Below are 18,568 nucleotides of genomic sequence, written 5' to 3' on the forward strand. Positions count from 1 at the left end.
AGGTGTTGGACCGCCGTAACGGACGAGCTGGGATTTCAGGAGGAGGTGCCCGCGATGCTGGAACTGGCCATCCTGGGGCTCCTGCTGGAATCGCCCATGCACGGCTACGAGCTGCGTAAGCGTCTGACGGGGTTGCTGGGCGCCTTCCGGGCGTTCTCGTACGGCTCGCTGTACCCCGCGCTGCGGCGGATGCAGGCCGACGGGCTCATCGTCGAGGACGCCGCGCCGGATGGCACACCCAAGATGCGCCGGGCGCGCCGCGTCTACCAGCTCACCGAGAAGGGCAAGCAGCGCTTCTCCGAGCTGGTCGCCGACACCGGCCCACAGAACTTCTCCGACGACGGGTTCGGCGTCCATCTCGCCTTCTTCAACCGCACCCCGGCCGAGGCCCGGATGCGGATCTTGGAGGGGCGTCGTCGTCAGGTAGAGGAACGCCGTGAAGGTCTGCGTGAAGCCGTTGCGCGGGCCAGCAGCTCGATCGACCGGTATACCCGGCAGCTACATCAGCTCGGGTTGGAGTCCAGCGAGCGTGAAGTCAAGTGGCTCAACGAGTTGATTGCGGCGGAACGTCTGGGGCAAGGAAGCCCGGACAGCTCAGTGCAGCCGTAGGAATACCGAACCAAAGCTAAGAAGGGACAAGTCGTCATGGCATCAAACGGAGAGGTGCGGGTCGCGATTGTCGGCGTGGGCAACTGCGCGTCGTCGCTCGTACAGGGCGTGCAGTACTACCACGACGCCGACGAGACGGCCACTGTGCCCGGTCTGATGCATGTCCGGCTCGGCCCGTACCACGTGCGCGACGTCAAGTTCGTCGCCGCGTTCGACGTCGACGCCAAGAAGGTGGGCTTCGACCTGTCCGAGGCGATCTTCGCGTCGGAGAACAACACCATCAAGATCGCTGACGTGCCGCCGCTCAACGTGACCGTGCAGCGCGGCCCCACGCTCGACGGCATCGGCAAGTACTACGCCGACACCATCGAGGTGTCCGACTCCGATCCCGTCGACGTGGTCAAGGCGCTCAAGGACGCCGAGGTCGACGTGCTGGTGTCCTACCTGCCCGTCGGCTCGGAAGAGGCCGACAAGTTCTACGCGCAGTGCGCGATCGACGCCGGCGTGGCGTTCGTCAACGCGCTGCCGGTGTTCATCGCCTCCGACCCGGAGTGGGCCAAGAAGTTCACCGACGCCGGTGTGCCGATCGTCGGCGACGACATCAAGAGCCAGATCGGCGCGACGATCACCCACCGCGTGATGGCCAAGCTGTTCGAGGACCGCGGTGTGCAGCTGGACCGCACCATGCAGCTCAACGTCGGCGGCAACATGGACTTCCTCAACATGCTCGAGCGTGAGCGCCTGGAGTCCAAGAAGATCTCCAAGACGCAGGCCGTGACCTCCAACCTGCAGCGCGAGTTCAAGACCAAGGACGTGCACATCGGCCCGTCCGATCACGTCGGCTGGCTCGACGACCGCAAGTGGGCCTACGTGCGGCTCGAGGGCCGCGCGTTCGGCGACGTGCCGCTGAACCTGGAGTACAAGCTCGAGGTGTGGGACTCGCCGAACTCCGCGGGCGTCATCATCGACGCGGTGCGTGCGGCCAAGATCGCGCTCGACCGCGGTATCGGCGGTCCGGTCGAGGCGGCCTCGGCCTACCTGATGAAGAGCCCGCCGAAGCAGCTGCCCGACGATGTCGCGCGGGCGCAGCTGGAAACCTTCATCGAGGGCTGACCCCCTACTCGTCGCCGAAACCGACGCTTTGGTCGATTCGCGCCCGCGCGATCCGCCATTTCGTCGGTCTCGGCGACACGGTTAGATGATTTCGTGACCGATATTTCTGCCGACGACGAACTGGCCACCCTCGACGAGTTCATCTTCCTCGAGGAGAACGCCCGCCAGGCCGGCGTCGCGACGGTGCCCCCCGCCCGGCGCATCGACCGCGGTGCGATCAGCGCGCTGCAGTACGGCGACGCCGCGCCGCGGGTCGTGTTCCTGCACGGCGGCGGGCAGAACGCGCACACCTGGGACACCGTGATCGTCGGGCTGGGCGAGCCGGCGCTGGCGGTCGACCTGCCCGGGCACGGACGGTCGGCCTGGCGCGAGGACGGCGATTACGGACCCAAGCGCAACGCCGTCGAGGTCGAACCCGTCATCCGCGAACTCGCCTCGGACGCCGATCTGGTGGTGGGCATGTCGCTGGGCGGGCTCACCGCGATGCGCATCGCGGTGTCCGTGCCGGAGCTGGTGCGCCGGCTCGTGATGGTCGACGTGACACCGTCGGCGCCCGAGCGGCACACCCAGATGACCGAGGCGCAGAAGGGCACCGTCGCGCTGGTGCAGGGCGACCGGACGTTCCCGTCGTTCGACGCGATGCTCGAGAAGACGACCGCGGCGGCGCCGCACCGGGACCGGGAGTCGTTGCGCCGCGGCGTGTTCCACAATGCCAAGCGCCTCGAGGACGGCACCTGGACGTGGCGTTACGACGAGATGCGCAAGGGCGAGGGGTTCGAGGGTCTGTGGGACGACGTGCCCCGGCTGACCGTGCCGACGACGTTGGTCCGCGGCGCCAACTCGTTCTTCGTCAACGACGATGACGCCGCCGAATTCGCCCGCACGGCACCGGGGTTCAAAGACGTGCAGATCGTCGCCGACAGTGGGCACTCGGTGCAGAGTGATCAGCCGCGCAAGCTAATCGAGATCCTGCGCGCCGTGTTGGCGGGATAGTCCGTCAGCGGTTCGCTGACTTCACCGTGCCGCGCCTGCGGCGCAGCAACACGAACCCGACCAACGCCGCGGCGTAGGCCGGCGACTGCGGCACGACTGCGTGGTAGCCGAGGTCGCGCAGGATGCCGACCTCGAATGCGCTCAGCACCCGCACCCCCGGCCCCGTACCGGTGGCTGCGTTCATCAGCTTCTGGTCATCGCCGGCGAAGACGACGTCGTTCAGATGGCTACCCGAACTGCCGTCTTGCCACGGATTGGGCGTGAACAACGGGACCAGCCCGCCGTAGGCGGCCGTCGCGCGGGGTCCGCCGAAGAACATTCCGCCGTCGCCGCCGACGAGGATCGCGTCGTAATCGGTGTTCCAGGCGTAGTTCGCACCGATCGGGTGCACTCCGTCCGCGGTGACGAGGAAGCTGTCGAAGATCGGCCGTGCCACCCAGTCGTCTTCGCCGGCCGCCTCCGTGTAGGACAGGAACCCGAACGAGTGCAGCAACTCGTGCATCGCGGTCGACACGAAGTCGTACTCGTCCGCGGTGATCTCGTCGGCATCGCCGAGACCCCAGGCCTCCCAGAAGTTCCAGTCGATCGAGCCGTCGGCTGCGGCACCGTTCGCGTCGGTTCCGGTGAGCAGCTTGTGCTGGACGACGGTGCGCCAGAAGCCGGGCTGCTCACTGATCAACGGGCTACCGGCCGAGGCGAGTACGGCGGTGTCCTCCTCGCGTCCGGTGACGTCGTAGGTGAGGACGACCGGCGTCTCCACGATGAGGTAGAGCAGCAATTCGTCTGCCGACCTTTGCAGCGCGGCGCGTCGCTCCTCGGTCCAGACCTCCGCGCCGACGGTGAAGTTGAACGCGAACTTGATCGCCCCCTGGTTGATCACCGCGCGCGCGTTCGTTCCGATCGACCGGAACGGGTCCAGCAGGTTCATGTGCAGACCCACGTCGACTGCCATGACGCTGAAGGTGTCCACGCCGTCGAACGTCTCCCCCGGCGTGTAGGTGTAGGCGCCGTCGCCGTTGAGCTTCACCGTGCCTTCGCGAGGCGCGCGGGTCATCACGAAGAAGATGCGGTCGCCCTCGGGATCTACAGCGGCGAGGGTGCCGTCGATCGGTCCGGTGACGTGACCGCTGATCTGGACGGGCGCCACCGACGGCGCCCGGTTGAGGAACGTGCGGCGAAGCGTCCACAGCGCTCCTTCGAGGGTGGCCCTGGTGGTGTTGTCCACCGGCAACGACTCGATCCACCGCAAGGAGGCGTTGGTCCAATTGTCGATCGCCAGAGCGACCAGGCCGGTCCAGGTGCGGGGCTGCGCCCGCGGGGCCGTAATCGCTGTCGTCGTGGCTGTCGGGGTTGTGGTTGTCGGAGTCGATTCACCGGCCTGCACCAAGTGCGTCTGCGGGGCGCGCGCGGCGCTGTCGACCGGCGGATTGTCGCGCGAAGCTACGGGGTCGACGATCGCGATCTCGTCGTCGGGGACGGACCGGCCAACGACGGTGGTGGCGTCGGCCGACTCGACGCCGCGCTCGACCGGTGCGTCGTCGTCAGCGGCCTCGGGCGCCGGGTCGACCTCGTCGTCGTGTTCGTCTAGTTCGTCGGGTTCGTCTTCCTCGTCGATTTCGTCTTCTTCGTCGTTCTCGAGTTCTTTGTCGTCGACCTCGCCGCGCGAGTTCCCCACGGTGACGGCAGGGCTTTCCGACGCGCCCTGCGTCGCGCCGCTATCCGAGTCGGGCGCATCGGTCTCGTGCGACTCCGTACCCGGCGACTCGCCGGCCTGAGTGTCCGCCGCCGATGGCGGATTCTCCTCGGCCACGGCAATGGCGCTCTGCGGACCCATCAGCGAAAAGCTCAGCAGCGCTGCGCCCATACCGGCCGATGCCGCACCGGCTTGCAGCCAGCGGCGGACCGGGAAGTCGGACCGGCGCACCCGTCGCCTATGAGCCATATTATTATCCCTTCCGTAAATAACTGGAGTTACGGTAACCCGGAGCGGGCCACCTCCGGGGCGAAACGCTCGGCGCGCCAACCCCTTGTTCATCTCGTGCTTGCCGGCTGCTCACCGAGCTGTCGTAACTTCCCGCCGTGGCCCTCATTCCGCTGAATCTGTTTGTCTCCCACGACGGCAAGTCCCGTCGTCAGCACCTGACCTGCCTGTACAAGTGCGGCGACGCCTGCTCCAAACCCGCGCCCAACCGCAGCGACAACGAGTACTTCGGCGACGTGGTCAAGGCGGTCTCGCGCCGCTCGATGCTGCAGGCGGGCGGCATCGCGGTGCTCGCCGTCGGCGCCGGGTCGGCGTTGGCCGCCTGCGGCACCGATGAATCCCCGGCGGCGGTGCCGTCGTCCACGCCGGCACCGGACGCAGCCCCGCCCGGAATGAACTTCGCCTCGGTGGCGCCCAACAGCGACGACGCCGTCGTCATCCCGGACGGCTATCAGCAGAGCGTCGTAATCAGCTGGGGCGACCCGATTCTCGACGGCGCACCCAGGTTCGACGTCAACAACCAGAGCGGCGCGGCTCAGCGCGGACAGTTCGGCTTCAACAACGACTTCGCCGGCCTGCTGCCGATCCCGGGACAGCACAACCGCTTCCTGCTGGTGACGAATTTCGAGTACGTCGACCCGATCTTCATGTTTCCCGGCTACGACAAGGACGCCCCGACCCGCGAGCAGTTCGAGGTCGAGATCGCCGCCGTCGGCATGGGTGTGGTCGAAGTCGAGCGCACCCCGCAGGGCCTGAAACCGGTGCTGGGCCGCTACAACCGCCGCATCACCGCCGACACCCCGATGACGCTGAGCGGCCCGGCGGCGGGCACCGACTTCGTCAAGACCGCCGCCGACCCCACCGGGCGCACCATCGCCGGCACGTTCGCCAACTGCGCGGGCGGCGTCACACCATGGGGCACAGTGCTTTCCGGTGAGGAGAACTTCCAGGACTACTTCGGTGCCGCCGAGGGCGCGCCCGCACCGAACCCGGTGGCCGCCGACCGCCTCGACCGGTACGGCATCTCCGCCGAACCGACCGCGCTGCGCTGGGAGACCTTCGACCCGCGGTTCGACCTGACGCAGACCCCCAACGAACCCAACCGCTTCGGCTACGTCGTCGAACTCAACCCGTGGGAACCGAACTCGACGCCGGTCAAGCACTCGGCGATGGGCAGGCTCAAACATGAGGGCGCCAACATCCACGTGACCGACGACGGCACCGTCGTCGCCTACACCGGCGACGACGAGCGGTTCGACTACATGTACAAGTTCGTGTCGAGCAAGAAGATGCGCCCGGGTGCAGATGCCGCCGCGATGGCGCACAACATGACGCTGCTCGACGAGGGCACGCTGTACGTCGCCAAGCTGACCAGCGACATCCCGGCCGGCGAGATCGACGGCTCCGGCAGGCTGCCGTCCACGGGATCCTTCGCCGGCACCGGCACCTGGCTGCCGCTGCTGCGGTCGGGGCCGGGCGGGCAGGCCGAGTCGCTGGTCGACGGCATCTCGGCGCAGGAGGTCGCGGTGTACACCCGCATGGCCGCCGACAAGGCGGGCGCCACCAAGATGGACCGCCCGGAGGACGTCGAGGCCAACCCCAGGACCGGCAAGGTCTACGTCGCTCTGACCAACAACGACGAGCGCGGCGCGGCGGGCGAGGCCGCACCCGATGCCGCCAACCCCCGCAACGACAACAAGAGCGGCCAGATCCTGGAGATCACCGACGACCACGCAGGCACCGCCTTCGGCTGGGAACTGCTGCTGGTGTGCGGGGATCCCGCCGCGGCCGACACCTACTTCGCCGGCTTCGACAAGACCAAGGTCAGCCCCATCTCCTGCCCGGACAACCTGGCGTTCGACAGCCACGGCAACCTGTGGATCTCCACCGACGGCAACGCGCTCGAATCCAACGACGGGCTGTTCGCGGTCGCGCTGGAGGGACCGAACCGCGGTGAGACCAAGCAGTTCCTGACCGTGCCGCTCGGCGCCGAGACGTGCGGGCCAGTCGTCACCGACGACCTGGTCACGGTGTGCGTCCAGCATCCCGGCGAGCACGACGACAACAGCATCGACAACCCGCTGTCGCGCTGGCCCGAGGGCGGCAACGGCACCGCGCGGCCGTCGGTGGTGGCGGTGTGGAAGTCCACGGGGAATATCGGGACGTGATCCGGGTTACTACATCAGCGTGAGCAACCCAATCCGAATCGGCGTGCAATTGCAGCCGCAACACTCCCCGCAATACCGTCACATCCGCGACGCGGTCCGCCGTTGCGAGGACCTCGGCGTGGACATCGCATTCAACTGGGACCACTTCTTTCCGCTCTACGGTGATCCCGACGGTGCGCACTACGAATGCTGGACCATGCTCGGCGCGTGGGCCGAACAGACATCGCGCATCGAGATCGGCGCGCTGGTCACGTGCAACTCCTACCGCAACCCCGAGCTGCTCGCCGACATGGCGCGCACTGTCGATAACATCAGCGACGGCCGGCTGATCCTCGGCATCGGATCGGGTTGGAAGCAAAAGGACTACGACGAGTACGGCTACGAGTTCGGCACCGCGGGCAGCCGCCTCGACGATCTCGCGGCGGCCATGCCACGGATCATGTCGCGGCTGGCGAAGCTCAACCCTGCGCCGACCCGCGACATCCCGGTCCTCATCGGCGGCGGCGGCGAAAAGAAGACACTGCGGCTGGTCGCCGAGTACGCGACGCTATGGCACAGCTTTTCCGACAGCAGCGCCTATCCGCGCAAGGCCGAGATTCTCGCCGGCCACTGCGCCGACGTCGGCCGGGACCCGTCGGCGATCGAGCGGTCCGCGGGCGTTGCCGGGAAAGACGCCGATGCATTGATCGCCGAGGCCGAGGCGTTGGCCGAGCTCGGGGTGACGGTGCTGACCGTCGGCGTGAACGGGCCGGACTACGACCTCACCGAAGCGGAAGCGTTGTGCCGCTGGCGCGACCGTCGTCGCGACGAAGGAAACTGAAGCGGCGAAATCGCCACGGCGGCGCGGACACCGTGAGAAGCTGTCGCCGCCATGCCCAAGAAGTACGGGGTCAAGGAAAAAGACCTTGTGGTCGCACACGTCGTGAACCTGGTTCTGACCGGCAAACTCCGGTCGGGTGATCGGGTGGACCGCAACGAGATAGCCCACGAACTCGGGTTGTCGCGTGTGCCGATCCAAGAAGCCGTGGTGCAACTCGAGCACGACGGCATTTTGTCCACCCGATATCACCGCGGCGCGTTCGTCGAACGCTTCGACGAGTCCGTCGTGCACGAACACCACGAGATCCACGGCATGCTCACCGGTATGGCGGCCGCCCGCGCCGCCGCCGACGCCGACCCTCGGGTCGCCGAGCACCTCAACGCGCTGACCGACTCGATGCGCACCGCGCGGGAGTCACGCGCCTTCCACGAAGCGGCCTGGCAGTTCCGCGCCGTGGTCACCGACGCCTACGCGGGTCCGCGGCTGGCCGCGATGATCCGCTCGTCGCAGGCGTTCATGCCGCGCGCATTCTGGGTGGCCTACCTCGACAACCACGACGAGCTGCTGCCGTACTACGCGGGCGAAGCGGCCGCGATCGGACGCGGTGACACCGAGGCGGCGCGCACCGCCTGTATCGAGCGCAGTGCGCTGATGGGCCGGATCATGATGACCGAACTGGTGCGCCGCGGCGTCTTTCGGCCGGTCACCGTCGCCTTCTGATCGGGCGCGGTCGGTATGAGGACGGCGTTCGCGGCTACTTTGCATACATGACTCCGTTCGCGCGGCTGAACAGCTCGCTCGTCGTGGTGTTGACGGCGCTCCTGGTGGCCGGCCTCGCCCTGGCCGGTCCGGCGCACGCCAACCAGGACCAGTGCGCCCCGCCGGGCATCGAAAGCGCCAGCGCGCTGCCGACCAACCTGGCTTCCGCGGCCCAGGGACCCGGCGAGGACCGCTACACCACACCGAACGTCGAACCCCTCGACGCGGTCGACATCAACGCGCTGAACCTCGGCACGCCCGGCACGCTGACCGTCGGCACGCTGTCGGACGCCCCGCCGAGCATCTGCATCAACTCCGCCGGCCAGTTCACCGGCTTCGACAACGAGCTGCTGCGCGCGGTCGCCGACAAGCTCGGCCTGCAGATCGAGTTCGTCGGCACCGAGTTCTCCGGCCTGCTCGCTCAGGTGGCGTCGCGGCGCTTCGACGTCGGGTCGTCGTCGATCACCACCACCGAACCGCGGCGCCGCACCGTCGGTTTCACCAACGGCTATGACTTCGGGTACTTCTCGCTCGTCGTGCCGACCGGATCACCGATCACCGGCTTCGACAAGCTCCCGGCCGGCCAGCGCATCGGCGTCGTGCAGGGCACCGTGCAGGAGTCCTACCTCGTCGACACGCTGCGGCTGCAACCGGTCATCTTCCCCGACTACAACACCGTCTACAACAACCTCAAGAGCCGTCAGATCGATGCGTGGGTGGCGCCGTCGCAGCAGGCGTCGGGCACCGTGCAGCCGGGCGATCCCGTCGAGATCATCGAAAACACGTTCAGCCTGGACAATTTCGTGGCCTGGGCGGTCGCCAAGGACAACCAGCCGCTCATCGACGCGCTGAACTCGGGCCTGGACGCGGTGATCGCCGACGGCACCTGGGCGCGGCTGTACACCGACTGGGTACCGCGGGCGCTGCCGCCCGGCTGGAAACCCGGCTCCAAGGCCGCGCCGATGCCGCAGCTGCCGGACTTCAACGCGGTTGCCGCCGAGAACGCCGAGACGCAGGGGGCGCCGGTCGGCGGGGCAGCGCCGAAGTCGACGCTGTCGCAACTGAAAGACGCGTTCCTCGACTGGGATCTGTACAGGCAGGCCATTCCCGACCTCCTCAAGACCGGTCTGCCGAACACGCTGATCCTGACCGTGTCGGCGGCGGTGATCGGGCTGGTGCTGGGCATGGTGTTGGCGGTGGCCGGCATCTCGCGGCAGCGCTGGCTGCGGTGGCCGGCGCGGGTCTACACCGACATCTTCCGCGGCCTGCCCGAGGTGGTGATCATCCTGTTGATCGGGCTGGGGGTCGGGCCGGTCGTCGGAGGGCTGACCGGCAACAACCCGTTCCCGCTGGGCATCGCCGCGCTCGGCTTGATGGCAGCGGCCTACGTCGGGGAGATCTTCCGCTCGGGCATCCAGAGCGTGGAGTCCGGTCAGCTGGAAGCCTCACGCGCCCTGGGCTTTTCCTATCCGACGGCGATGCGGCTGGTGGTGGTGCCCCAGGGTGTGCGACGGGTTCTGCCCGCGCTGATGAACCAGTTCATCTCGCTGCTCAAGGCGTCGTCGCTGGTGTACTTCCTGGGGCTGGTGGCCAATCAGCGTGAGCTGTTCCAGGTCGGCCGCGACCTCAACGCGCAGACCGGCAGCCTCTCGCCGCTGGTGGCCGCCGGCCTGTTCTACCTGATGCTGACCGTGCCGCTGACACACCTGGTCAACTTCATCGACAACCGACTGCGCCGCGGCCGCAAACCCACCGAGGAAGACCCGCTCGAACTGTCCACGTCGCAGGAGATGATCTGATGGCCTTCGATCCGGTTTCGTTGAGCGCCACCGACATTCACCTGTCGTTCGGCCCGAACCCGGTGCTGCGCGGAGTGGACATCGACGTCCCGGCGGGCAGCACCACCGCGGTGATCGGCCCGTCCGGGTCGGGCAAGTCGACGCTGCTGCGCACGCTGAACCGGTTGTACGAACCCGACAGCGGCGACATCCTGCTCGACGGCCGGTCGGTGCTGGCCGACAACCCGGACCAGCTGCGCCAGCGCATCGGCATGGTGTTCCAGAACTTCAACCTGTTCCCGCACCGCAGCGTGCTCGACAACGTGACGATGGCCCCGCGCAAGCTCAAGCGGCTCAGCGCCGAGCAGGCGCGTGACCTCGGGCTCGCGCAGCTCGACCGCGTCGGGCTGCGCCACAAGGCCGAGGTGCGCCCGACGACGCTGTCGGGTGGTCAGCAGCAGCGGGTGGCGATCGCGCGGGCGCTGGCGATGGAACCGCAGGTGATGTTCTTCGACGAAGCCACCTCGGCGCTCGACCCGGAACTGGTCAAGGGCATCCTCGCGTTGATCGCCGACCTGGGCGCCGACGGGATGACGATGGTGGTGGTGACCCACGAGATGGGCTTCGCGCGGTCGACGTCGAACGCGGTGGTGTTCATGGACCACGGCAAGGTGGTCGAGGCGGGCCCGCCCGAGCAAATCTTCGACGCCGCCGAGACCGACCGGCTGCAACGGTTCCTATCCCAAGTTCTCTGAGATTTACGCGTTCGTCACGCATCGTGACAGCGACTGACAGGTTAGACTGCCGAAGTTATGGCGGAAGTCGTCGAGTCGCAGGTGGCGGAACTGTCCGGGGAGCTGCAGCGTGTGCTCTCTCGGGTGTTCTCCGTGCTGCGGCGCAGCGATACCCACCGCACCGATGCCGGGGACCTCACGCTGGCGCAGCTGTCGATCCTGCTCACCCTGCTGGAGCAGGGCCCGATGCGGATGACTGACCTGGCCGCCCACGAGCGGGTGCGCACCCCGACGACGACGGTGGCGATCCGCCGACTGGAGAAGCTCGGCCTGGTGAAACGTTCCCGCGACCCGTCCGACCTGCGGGCGGTGCTCGTCGACATCACGCCGGAGGGGCGCGCCCAGCACCAGGAGGCGCTGGAGGTGCGCCGCAACTACCTGGCGGCGCTGCTGGCCAAGCTCAGCCAGGAGGACCTGGAGACGCTGACCAAGGCGTTGGCCCCGTTGGAGCGGCTGGCCGAGTAACCGGCTATCCGAGCCAGTCCAGTACCGCCGCGGCGGTCCACGACTGCTGCATGCTGCCCAGCGGCTCACCGGTGAACGGTTCGTAGTACTCCGCGAAGGTGCCGTCGCTGGCTTGGCGCAGCCCTTCCTGGCGTAGCAGCCGTGCCCGTTCGGCCCAGCCGCGCCGGGCGAAGCACCAGGAGAACAGCCACGTCATCACCGGCCACACGGGTCCGCGCCAGTACTCGCGGGGCCGGAAGTCGCGCGACACCGGCGATGTCGACGGGATGCAGGCGTACTTGAGGTCCGGGTGCGTGCAGAACCGCGGTCCCTCGAGCAGCTTCACCAGTGTGCGCTCCCGGTCGTGCGGCAGCCCACCGCACAGCAGCGGGGCGAACTGCGCGACTGTCTCCGTGGCGATCCACTGGCCGGAGCGGACGTCGTAATCCCTTGCTGCGCCGGTTCTTTCGTCCGTAGCGTCGATGACGCCGGCGCGGAACCGCTCGGCCCAGGAATACAGGTCGCGGACGTCGGCGTTGGGGCGCCGGTAGTCCTCGCCGATCTCGGCGAGCACATCGCAGGCCACCGCGAGGATCGCCGAGACGAAGACGTCTTCGACCGCGAAGCTCATCACTTTCGGCAGTAGATCGTCGTCGTAGCGGGCCGACTTCATCTCCTCGAGCAGCCACAGGTAGCGGTCGTACTCGAGGTCGGACGGCCGCTGTGTGGCGTCGGTGACGATCGTGTTGTCCTCGCGTTGATACTCGGGCACGTTGCCGGGAATCACGTTGGCGTAGGCGCCGTCCCAGCGCGGCGAGTTGTCCATCCCGGACTCCCAGCCGTGGTACAGCGTGACGCGGCCGTGTTGGTTGGGGTCGCGGGCTTCGGCCAGCCAGCGGTGCCAGTTGACCAGGTCGTCCCAGCGGCGGTCGAGGAAAGCCTCGGCGACGGCGCGGGTGGAGCGGCCGCGGGTGCGGGCGTGGTCGAGGATGCGTTGCACGGCGATTGCGTGCACCGGCGGCTGGGTGATCCCGGAGGTGTGCCGGTTGCGGGGAGCGTGGGCGGCCAGCGCGGAGGTGGCCCAGCGCGCCGGCCCCGGGAAATAGCCGTCGACGCCGTTGGCGAACACGATGTGCGGGATCATGCCGTTGGTCCACTGCGCCGACAGCAGGGTGTCGAGTTCCACGACCGCGCGTTCGACGCTCAGCGGGGCCAGCCCGATCGCCACGAACGCCGCGTCCCAGCTCCACATGTGGGGGTAGAGCAGCGGCGCGGCCGTGGTCATGGTGCCCAGGTCGTTGCCGCGCAGCAGATAGGCGGCGCGGGCAGCGAGTTGCGTCGGGGCGAAGCTGTGGTCGGGTGGCATCCGTTCCATGATGCGTCCCCCGGCTTCCGCGCGCAGGTCGGTTGAGGGGGTGTGTACGGTCGAGCCCATGCCGACCGCGATGATCACGGGCGCTTCGCGAGGGCTGGGCACCGCGATTGCGACGGCCCTCGCCGACACCCACACGTTGTTTCTGGCGGGCCGGCCGTCGGCGGCGCTCGACGAGGTCGCGGCGCGGTTCGGGGCCACCACATGGCCGATCGACCTGACGGACGTGCCCGGGATCGAGGCGGCAGTAGAGCCGATCGTCTCGCTGGATGTGCTGATCCACAACGCCGGCGCGGCTTATCCGGCGCGGGTCGCCGAGTCGACCGTTGATGAGTGGCGGGCCACCATGGAAGTCAATGTCATTGGCGCCGTGGGGCTTACGCTCGCGCTGCTCCCTGCGCTGCGGGCGGCGCGCGGCCACGTGCTGTTCGTGAACTCCGGCGCGGGCATCAACGCGTCGCCGGGACTGGCGTCGTACTCGGCGAGCAAGTTCGCTCTGCGGTCGTTCGCGGACTCGCTGCGCGCCGACGAACCGTCGCTGCGGGTGACGTCGGTGCATCCGGGGCGGATCGCGACCGAGATGCAGGAGGGGTTGGTCGCCTACGAGGGCGGCACGTACGACCCGTCGCGGTTCTTGAGCGTCGAGAGTGTGGCGCGCGTCATTGCCGACGCGGTGCACTCGCCGCCGGATGCGCACGTGCACGAGGTGATCGTCCGCCCGCGCTCCTAGCCCCCTCGGTGGGCGATTTCGGTGTAGTTAGTGGCGCTGGACGCATCTACCTACACCCGAATCGCTGCTCGGATGATCGCGATCACCCGATCGGGGTATGCGGTGAGGTCGAGCCAAGTGAAGCGGAGCACCTGCCAGCGCAGCAAAATGATGTTGTTCTGACGCACACGGTCCTGGTGGAACTCGTCCGAGCCTGAGTGGAAACCGAGACCGTCGACCTCGATCGCGACCTTCGCCCGCGGAAACGCCACGTCGACCTTGTAGCCGCCGACGGGGTAGTTCGCCTCCCAGCCGACGATGCCCGCCTCTCGCAGCAGCCTGATGAGAATCCGCTCCGCCGGAGAGCGCGCTCCGTCGGACGCCGCCTGCAGGAGGACGCGCGCCGCCGGTGACCCGTATCGGCCCTTGTTGCGCATATGGGCACGCCACAGCTCAGGCAGTTCGACATCGCGTTGAAGAGCACGATCCATGATTTTGGCGCCGTCGCGGATCCGCGTCGCCGCTTCGATCACCGTCAGGGGCAGTGCGGTGACCCGCAGGCCGCCCTGCTCGACGATGTCCTGCGGTGCCAGGTCGCGTCGCCGAAGCCGCACACCCTTCTGGGCCCGGCCACTGGCGTTGCGCGGCATCGTCACCTCGACCGTCTGCGGTGCGAATTGCGTTATGCCGTGCCACCATCCGGCCGCCAGCCCACTGGCGACGGCGTGCGGTCCGAGGCTCCACACCGCGACCCGGATACGGGCGGCGTCCGTGAACGGTCGGTCGTCGACGAAGTACACCCCACGCGCACATCGACGCCATTGACCTGACCGCACCCGTCGGGTTACGGCGTCTTTGGTCAACCCGGCGGCGCGGGCTTGGTCTAGCGTCAACACGCCGTCGTGGAGCCGCAGAATTTCGCTGAGCACGTCGATTTGGACGCACCGGACGTCCCGACCGGTTCCACTGCTGGCGATTTGGGTGTCGTTAGTGGCGGTCAGCGCAACTAACTACACCGAAATCACAAGACGATGTTGACCAGGCGGCCGGCGACCACGATCACCTTCTTCGGCGTGGCCCCGCCCAGGAACGCCTGCACCTTCTCGTCGGCCAGCGCCGCGGTCTCCAACGTGTCGGCGTCGGCGTCCGCAGCGACGGTGATCCGCCCACGCACCTTGCCGTTGACCTGCACCGGGTACTCGACGGTGTCCTCGACGAGGTACTGCGGGTCGGCCACCGGGAACGGGCCGTGCGCCAGCGACGTCTCGTGTCCCAGCCGCCGCCACAGCTCCTCGGCCAGGTGCGGCGCCAGCGGCGCGACCATCAGCACCAACGGCTCGAGCGCCGCGCGCGCCGTGACCCCCTGCTTCGTCAGGTGGTTGGTGTACTCGATCAGCTTGGCCGCGGCGGTGTTGTTGCGCAGGTTCGTGTAATCGTCGGACACACCGGCGATGGTGCGGTGCAACAACTTCAGCGTCGCATCGTCGATCGCCTCGTGTTCGGCGACCCGGTTGGCACCGGTCTCCTCGTCGACGACCAGCCGCCACACCCGCTGCAGGAACCGGTGCGCGCCGACGACGTCCTTGGTCGCCCACGGCCGCGACGCCTCCAGCGGACCCATCGACATCTCGTAGACCCGCAGCGTGTCGGCGCCGTAGCTGTCGCAGATCTCGTCGGGCGACACCGAGTTCTTCAGGCTCTTGCCGATCTTGCCGAACTCCTGGAACACCTCGATCTCGCCGTCGGGGCTGGTCCAGTAGAACTTCCCTTCGCGCTCAACGACTTCCGCCGCTGGCACATATGCCCCGCGCGCGTCGGTGTACGCGAACGCCTGGATGTAGCCCTGGTTCACCAGTCGGCGGTACGGCTCGCGGGAGCTGACGTGGCCCAGGTCGTAGAGCACCTTGTGCCAGAACCTCGAATACAGCAGGTGCAGCACCGCGTGCTCGACGCCGCCGACGTACAGGTCGACGCCGCCCGGGTCGTCGGCGCCGTGCTCGGCGGGCCGCGGCCCCATCCAGTAGGCCTCGTTCTCCTTGGCGCACAACGCGTCCGAATTGTACGGGTCGGTGTAACGCAGCTCGTACCACGAGCTACCCGCCCACTGCGGCATGACGTTGGTGTCGCGGGTGTAGGGCTTGAGCCCGTCGCCGAGATCCAGCTCGACATGAACCCACGACGTCGCCTTGTTCAGCGGCGGCGAGGGCTCACTGTCGGCGTCGTCGGGATCGAACAGCACCGGCGAGTAGTCGGGCACATCAGGCAGTTCCACCGGCAACGCCGATTCCGGCAGCGGATGCGCGCGGCCGTCCTCGTCGTAGACGATCGGGAACGGTTCACCCCAGTAGCGCTGCCGCGCGAACAGCCAGTCGCGCAACTTGTACTCCACGCGCGGCCGGCCGCGGCCCTCGGCGTTCAGCCGGTTGGTGATCGCCTCTTTGGCCGACGCGATGCTCAGGCCGTTCAGGTAGTCGGAGTTCACGATCTCGCCGTCGCCGGTGTACGCGGCTTCCGAGACATCGCCTCCCGCAACGACTTCCGCGATCGGCAGCCCGAACGCGGTCGCGAAGTCCCAGTCGCGCTGGTCGTGCCCCGGCACCGCCATGATGGCACCGGTGCCGTAACCCAGCAGCACGTAGTCGGCGATGAACACCGGCACCCGCTGCTTGTTGGCCGGGTTCGTCGCGTACGCACCAGTGAACACCCCGGTCTTGGTCTTGCTCTCCTGGCGCTCCAGGTCCGACTTCGCCACGATCGACGCGCGGTAGCCGGCCACCGCCTCGGCGGGCGTCGCCGCCCCGTTCGTCCACCGCGAATCGACGCCGTCGGGCCACTGGTCGGCGACCAGCCGGTCCACCAACTCGTGCTCGGGCGCCAGCACCATGTACGTCGCGCCGAACAGCGTGTCCGGGCGCGTGGTGAACACCTCGATGTCACCGGCGTCCGTACCGAACAAGACCGACGCGCCGGTCGAGCGGCCGATCCAGTTGCGCTGCATGGTCTTGACCTTCTCCGGCCAGTCCAGCAGCTCCAGGTCGTCGAGCAGCCGATCCGAGTACGCGGTGATGCGCATCATCCACTGCCGCAGCCGCTTACGGAACACCGGGAAGTTGCCGCGCTCGCTGCGCCCGTCGGAGGTGACCTCCTCGTTGGCCAGCACCGTGCCCAGTCCGGGGCACCAGTTCACCAGCGAGTCGGCGCGATACACCAGCCGGAACCCGTCGATGACGTCGGCCCGCTCGGCCGCCGACAGCGCCGACCAGTCCCGGCCGTCCTCCAGAGCCCTTGCCCCGGAATCGAACTCGGCAATCAACTCCCCGATGGGCCGCGCCCTGTTCAGGCCGGGGTCGAACCACGCGTTGTAGATCTGCAGGAAGATCCACTGCGTCCACTTGTAGAAGTCGACGTCGGTGGTGGAGAAGCTGCGGCGCGAATCGTGCCCGAACCCGAGCCGGCCCAGCTGACGCCGGAAGTTGACGATGTTGGCCTCGGTGCGGATGCGGGGGTGCGTTCCGGTCTGGATCGCGTACTGCTCGGCGGGCAGGCCGAACGCGTCGAAACCCAACGCGTGCAGCACATTGCGCCCGGTCATCCGGAAGTACCTGGCGTAGACGTCGGTGGCGATGTAGCCCAGCGGATGCCCGACGTGCAGTCCCTCACCCGACGGGTACGGGAACATGTCCTGGACGAACATCTTGTCCGCGGGCACCGCGGCGCCGTCGGGCGGCGCGAGCGAGCCGACAGGGTTCGGCACGTGGAATGTCCCGTGCTCGTCCCACCACTGCTGCCAGTCACGCTCGATCCGCCCGGCCAGTTCCGCGGTGTAGCGGTGTTGCGGGGTCTCGGTGGTCGGCGCTTCGGTCACGTGAACAGGGTATAAGCACGCCGATCGGCGCTTGCTCGGCCACGGGTTGGTCTCGGTTCCGTTGCAGGGAAGTCAGGACACGGTTGCAGGTCGATTCCGGCCCTGGTGGCTATTGCTCGGCCGTGGATACAGTCAGCGCCTGACCCTGACCCGTGCTGTTCGGAAGGACCGACGCAGATGATCGAGATCGCCCCTCGCTGGCGGATTCTGGCCGCAGGTGTGGCCGCCGCCACCGCCGGCGTCCTCGGTGTCGCGGGCACCACCGCATCGGCGCAGCCGCTCGTCCCGCAACCCCCGCTGCCCGCTCCCGCGACCGTCACCCAGACCGTGACCGTCGCCCCCAATGCGATGCCCGTCACCCAGCCCGGTGTGAGTTCGGCCACCGGCGTGGCGCCCGTCGCCGCCGCCGGAACGGCCCCCGCCACCACCCCCGGTCTGGTCGCCGCGCCTGTGCCGGCTGCGGCTCCGGTCCCCGCCATCCAGCCCGCCGCGTCCGGCACCCTCAGCGAGTTCTTCGCCGAGAAGGGCGTCGCGATGGAGCCGCAGGCCAGTCGCGACTTCACGGCGCTCAACATCGTGCTGCCGATGCCGCGCGGCTGGGCCCACGTGCCGGACCCCAACGTCCCGGACGCGTTCGCCGTGATCGCCGACCGGGTGGGCGGCAACGGGCTCTACACGTCGAACGCCCAGATCGTGGTCTACAAGCTGGTCGGCGACTTCGACCCGAAGGAAGCCATCAGCCACGGCTTCATCGACAGCCAGAAGCTGCCCGCGTGGCGCTCGACCGCCGCGTCGTTCGCCGACCACGGCGGCATGCCGTCGTCGCTGATCGAAGGCACCTACCGCGAGAACGCGATGACGCTGAACACCTCGCGCCGCCACGTCATCGCCACCGCGGGCCCCGACAAGTACCTGGTGTCGCTGTCGGTGACCACCAGCGTCGATCAGGTAGTCGCCGCCGCCGACGCCACCGACGCGATCGTCAACGGCTTCCGGGTCAGCGTTCCGGGCCCGGCTCCCGCGCCGGGCGCACCGGCGCCCGCGCCCGCCCCGGGTGCACCCGCCCCGGCCGTACCGAACGTGTCCGCACTGGGCGTCGCCACCCCCGCGGCGGCCCAAGCCGCACCGCAGCCGGTGGGGCTAGGAGGGTAGACATGTCCCCC

Annotated in this window: 15 protein-coding genes; 11 read left to right on the plus strand and 4 right to left on the minus strand. The window is 68.3% G+C overall.

Features of this window, described 5'->3' with window-relative positions:
• Positions 1 to 54: 54 nt before the first annotated feature.
• The 3 genes from BLW81_RS06620 to BLW81_RS06630 all read left to right on the plus strand — a co-directional run bounded on the left by BLW81_RS06620 (position 55) and on the right by BLW81_RS06630 (position 2,715).
• Positions 55 to 609, plus strand: a complete 555-nt coding sequence (locus BLW81_RS06620) for a PadR family transcriptional regulator (protein ID WP_083410363.1) — start codon at positions 55 to 57, stop codon at positions 607 to 609.
• Positions 610 to 645: 36 nt separating this feature from the next.
• Positions 646 to 1,722 (plus strand): inositol-3-phosphate synthase, encoded by a 1,077-nt coding sequence (locus BLW81_RS06625; RefSeq protein WP_083406494.1) that lies wholly within the window; start codon positions 646 to 648, stop codon positions 1,720 to 1,722.
• A gap of 93 nt (positions 1,723 to 1,815) precedes the next feature.
• Positions 1,816 to 2,715: an Rv0045c family esterase gene (locus BLW81_RS06630; RefSeq protein WP_083406495.1), complete on the plus strand. Its 900-nt coding sequence runs from the start codon at positions 1,816 to 1,818 to the stop codon at positions 2,713 to 2,715.
• Positions 2,716 to 2,719: 4 nt separating this feature from the next.
• Here BLW81_RS06630 and BLW81_RS06635 read toward each other — a convergent pair whose 3' ends face one another.
• On the minus strand, positions 2,720 to 4,657 hold the full coding sequence (locus tag BLW81_RS06635) for an Ig-like domain-containing protein (RefSeq protein WP_157897617.1): 1,938 nt from the start codon (positions 4,655 to 4,657) through the stop codon (positions 2,720 to 2,722).
• A 137-nt stretch (positions 4,658 to 4,794) separates the two neighbouring features.
• On the opposite strand from BLW81_RS06635, the gene BLW81_RS06640 reads away from it, so the two are divergent.
• From BLW81_RS06640 to BLW81_RS06665, 6 genes are read left to right on the plus strand one after another with little or no spacing between them, the layout of a single operon-like run.
• The gene (locus tag BLW81_RS06640; protein WP_083406496.1) at positions 4,795 to 6,864 is read left to right on the plus strand and encodes a PhoX family protein; all 2,070 of its coding nucleotides are present in this window, start codon (positions 4,795 to 4,797) and stop codon (positions 6,862 to 6,864) included.
• Between the two features lie 19 nt (positions 6,865 to 6,883).
• Positions 6,884 to 7,684, plus strand: coding sequence for an LLM class F420-dependent oxidoreductase (locus BLW81_RS06645; RefSeq protein WP_157897618.1), 801 nt, complete (start codon positions 6,884 to 6,886; stop codon positions 7,682 to 7,684).
• A gap of 51 nt (positions 7,685 to 7,735) precedes the next feature.
• The gene (locus BLW81_RS06650) at positions 7,736 to 8,404 is read left to right on the plus strand and encodes a GntR family transcriptional regulator (protein ID WP_083406498.1); all 669 of its coding nucleotides are present in this window, start codon (positions 7,736 to 7,738) and stop codon (positions 8,402 to 8,404) included.
• A 47-nt stretch (positions 8,405 to 8,451) separates the two neighbouring features.
• A complete protein-coding gene (locus tag BLW81_RS06655; protein WP_083406499.1) occupies positions 8,452 to 10,242 on the plus strand; it encodes an ABC transporter substrate-binding protein/permease in 1,791 nt (596 codons plus the stop codon).
• Positions 10,242 to 10,976 carry an amino acid ABC transporter ATP-binding protein gene (locus BLW81_RS06660; RefSeq protein WP_083406500.1) on the plus strand — a complete coding sequence of 245 codons (735 nt, stop codon included), beginning with the start codon at positions 10,242 to 10,244 and terminating at the stop codon, positions 10,974 to 10,976. The genes BLW81_RS06655 and BLW81_RS06660 overlap by 1 nt, the downstream gene beginning before the upstream one ends.
• Before the next feature lie 57 nt (positions 10,977 to 11,033).
• The gene (locus BLW81_RS06665; protein WP_083406501.1) at positions 11,034 to 11,480 is read left to right on the plus strand and encodes a MarR family winged helix-turn-helix transcriptional regulator; all 447 of its coding nucleotides are present in this window, start codon (positions 11,034 to 11,036) and stop codon (positions 11,478 to 11,480) included.
• Between the two features lie 4 nt (positions 11,481 to 11,484).
• On the opposite strand, the gene ggh is transcribed toward BLW81_RS06665, so the two are convergent.
• Positions 11,485 to 12,825 carry a glucosylglycerate hydrolase gene (gene ggh / locus BLW81_RS06670; RefSeq protein ID WP_083410364.1) on the minus strand — a complete coding sequence of 447 codons (1,341 nt, stop codon included), beginning with the start codon at positions 12,823 to 12,825 and terminating at the stop codon, positions 11,485 to 11,487.
• 67 nt (positions 12,826 to 12,892) lie between these two features.
• Between ggh and BLW81_RS06675 the strand changes: the two genes are divergently transcribed.
• The gene (locus tag BLW81_RS06675) at positions 12,893 to 13,561 is read left to right on the plus strand and encodes an SDR family oxidoreductase (protein WP_083406502.1); all 669 of its coding nucleotides are present in this window, start codon (positions 12,893 to 12,895) and stop codon (positions 13,559 to 13,561) included.
• Between the two features lie 50 nt (positions 13,562 to 13,611).
• On the opposite strand, the gene BLW81_RS06680 is transcribed toward BLW81_RS06675, so the two are convergent.
• Both BLW81_RS06680 and leuS read right to left on the minus strand, forming a co-directional pair.
• Positions 13,612 to 14,469 (minus strand): type IV toxin-antitoxin system AbiEi family antitoxin domain-containing protein, encoded by an 858-nt coding sequence (locus BLW81_RS06680; protein WP_083406503.1) that lies wholly within the window; start codon positions 14,467 to 14,469, stop codon positions 13,612 to 13,614.
• Positions 14,470 to 14,561: 92 nt separating this feature from the next.
• On the minus strand, positions 14,562 to 17,405 hold the full coding sequence (gene leuS / locus BLW81_RS06685) for a leucine--tRNA ligase (RefSeq protein WP_083406504.1): 2,844 nt from the start codon (positions 17,403 to 17,405) through the stop codon (positions 14,562 to 14,564).
• A gap of 177 nt (positions 17,406 to 17,582) precedes the next feature.
• On the opposite strand from leuS, the gene BLW81_RS06690 reads away from it, so the two are divergent.
• The gene (locus tag BLW81_RS06690) at positions 17,583 to 18,557 is read left to right on the plus strand and encodes an LpqN/LpqT family lipoprotein (RefSeq protein WP_083406505.1); all 975 of its coding nucleotides are present in this window, start codon (positions 17,583 to 17,585) and stop codon (positions 18,555 to 18,557) included.
• Positions 18,558 to 18,568: the final 11 nt, after the last annotated feature.

Source organism: Mycolicibacterium rutilum (assembly GCF_900108565.1).
Lineage (GTDB): Bacteria > Actinomycetota > Actinomycetes > Mycobacteriales > Mycobacteriaceae > Mycobacterium > Mycobacterium rutilum.

Excerpts from the sequence above, each read along its gene's own strand:
- BLW81_RS06620 (WP_083410363.1), top strand. The coding sequence starts at position 55 with ATGCTGGAACTGGCCATCCTGGGGCTCCTGCTGGAATCGCCCATGCAC.
- BLW81_RS06650 (WP_083406498.1), top strand. The coding sequence starts at position 7,736 with ATGCCCAAGAAGTACGGGGTCAAGGAAAAAGACCTTGTGGTCGCACAC.
- BLW81_RS06635 (WP_157897617.1), bottom strand. The coding sequence starts at position 4,657 with ATGGCTCATAGGCGACGGGTGCGCCGGTCCGACTTCCCGGTCCGCCGC.
- BLW81_RS06665 (WP_083406501.1), top strand. The coding sequence starts at position 11,034 with ATGGCGGAAGTCGTCGAGTCGCAGGTGGCGGAACTGTCCGGGGAGCTG.
- BLW81_RS06675 (WP_083406502.1), top strand. The coding sequence starts at position 12,893 with ATGCCGACCGCGATGATCACGGGCGCTTCGCGAGGGCTGGGCACCGCG.
- BLW81_RS06655 (WP_083406499.1), top strand. The coding sequence starts at position 8,452 with ATGACTCCGTTCGCGCGGCTGAACAGCTCGCTCGTCGTGGTGTTGACG.
- BLW81_RS06660 (WP_083406500.1), top strand. The coding sequence starts at position 10,242 with ATGGCCTTCGATCCGGTTTCGTTGAGCGCCACCGACATTCACCTGTCG.
- BLW81_RS06690 (WP_083406505.1), top strand. The coding sequence starts at position 17,583 with ATGATCGAGATCGCCCCTCGCTGGCGGATTCTGGCCGCAGGTGTGGCC.
- ggh (WP_083410364.1), bottom strand. The coding sequence starts at position 12,825 with ATGCCACCCGACCACAGCTTCGCCCCGACGCAACTCGCTGCCCGCGCC.
- BLW81_RS06625 (WP_083406494.1), top strand. The coding sequence starts at position 646 with ATGGCATCAAACGGAGAGGTGCGGGTCGCGATTGTCGGCGTGGGCAAC.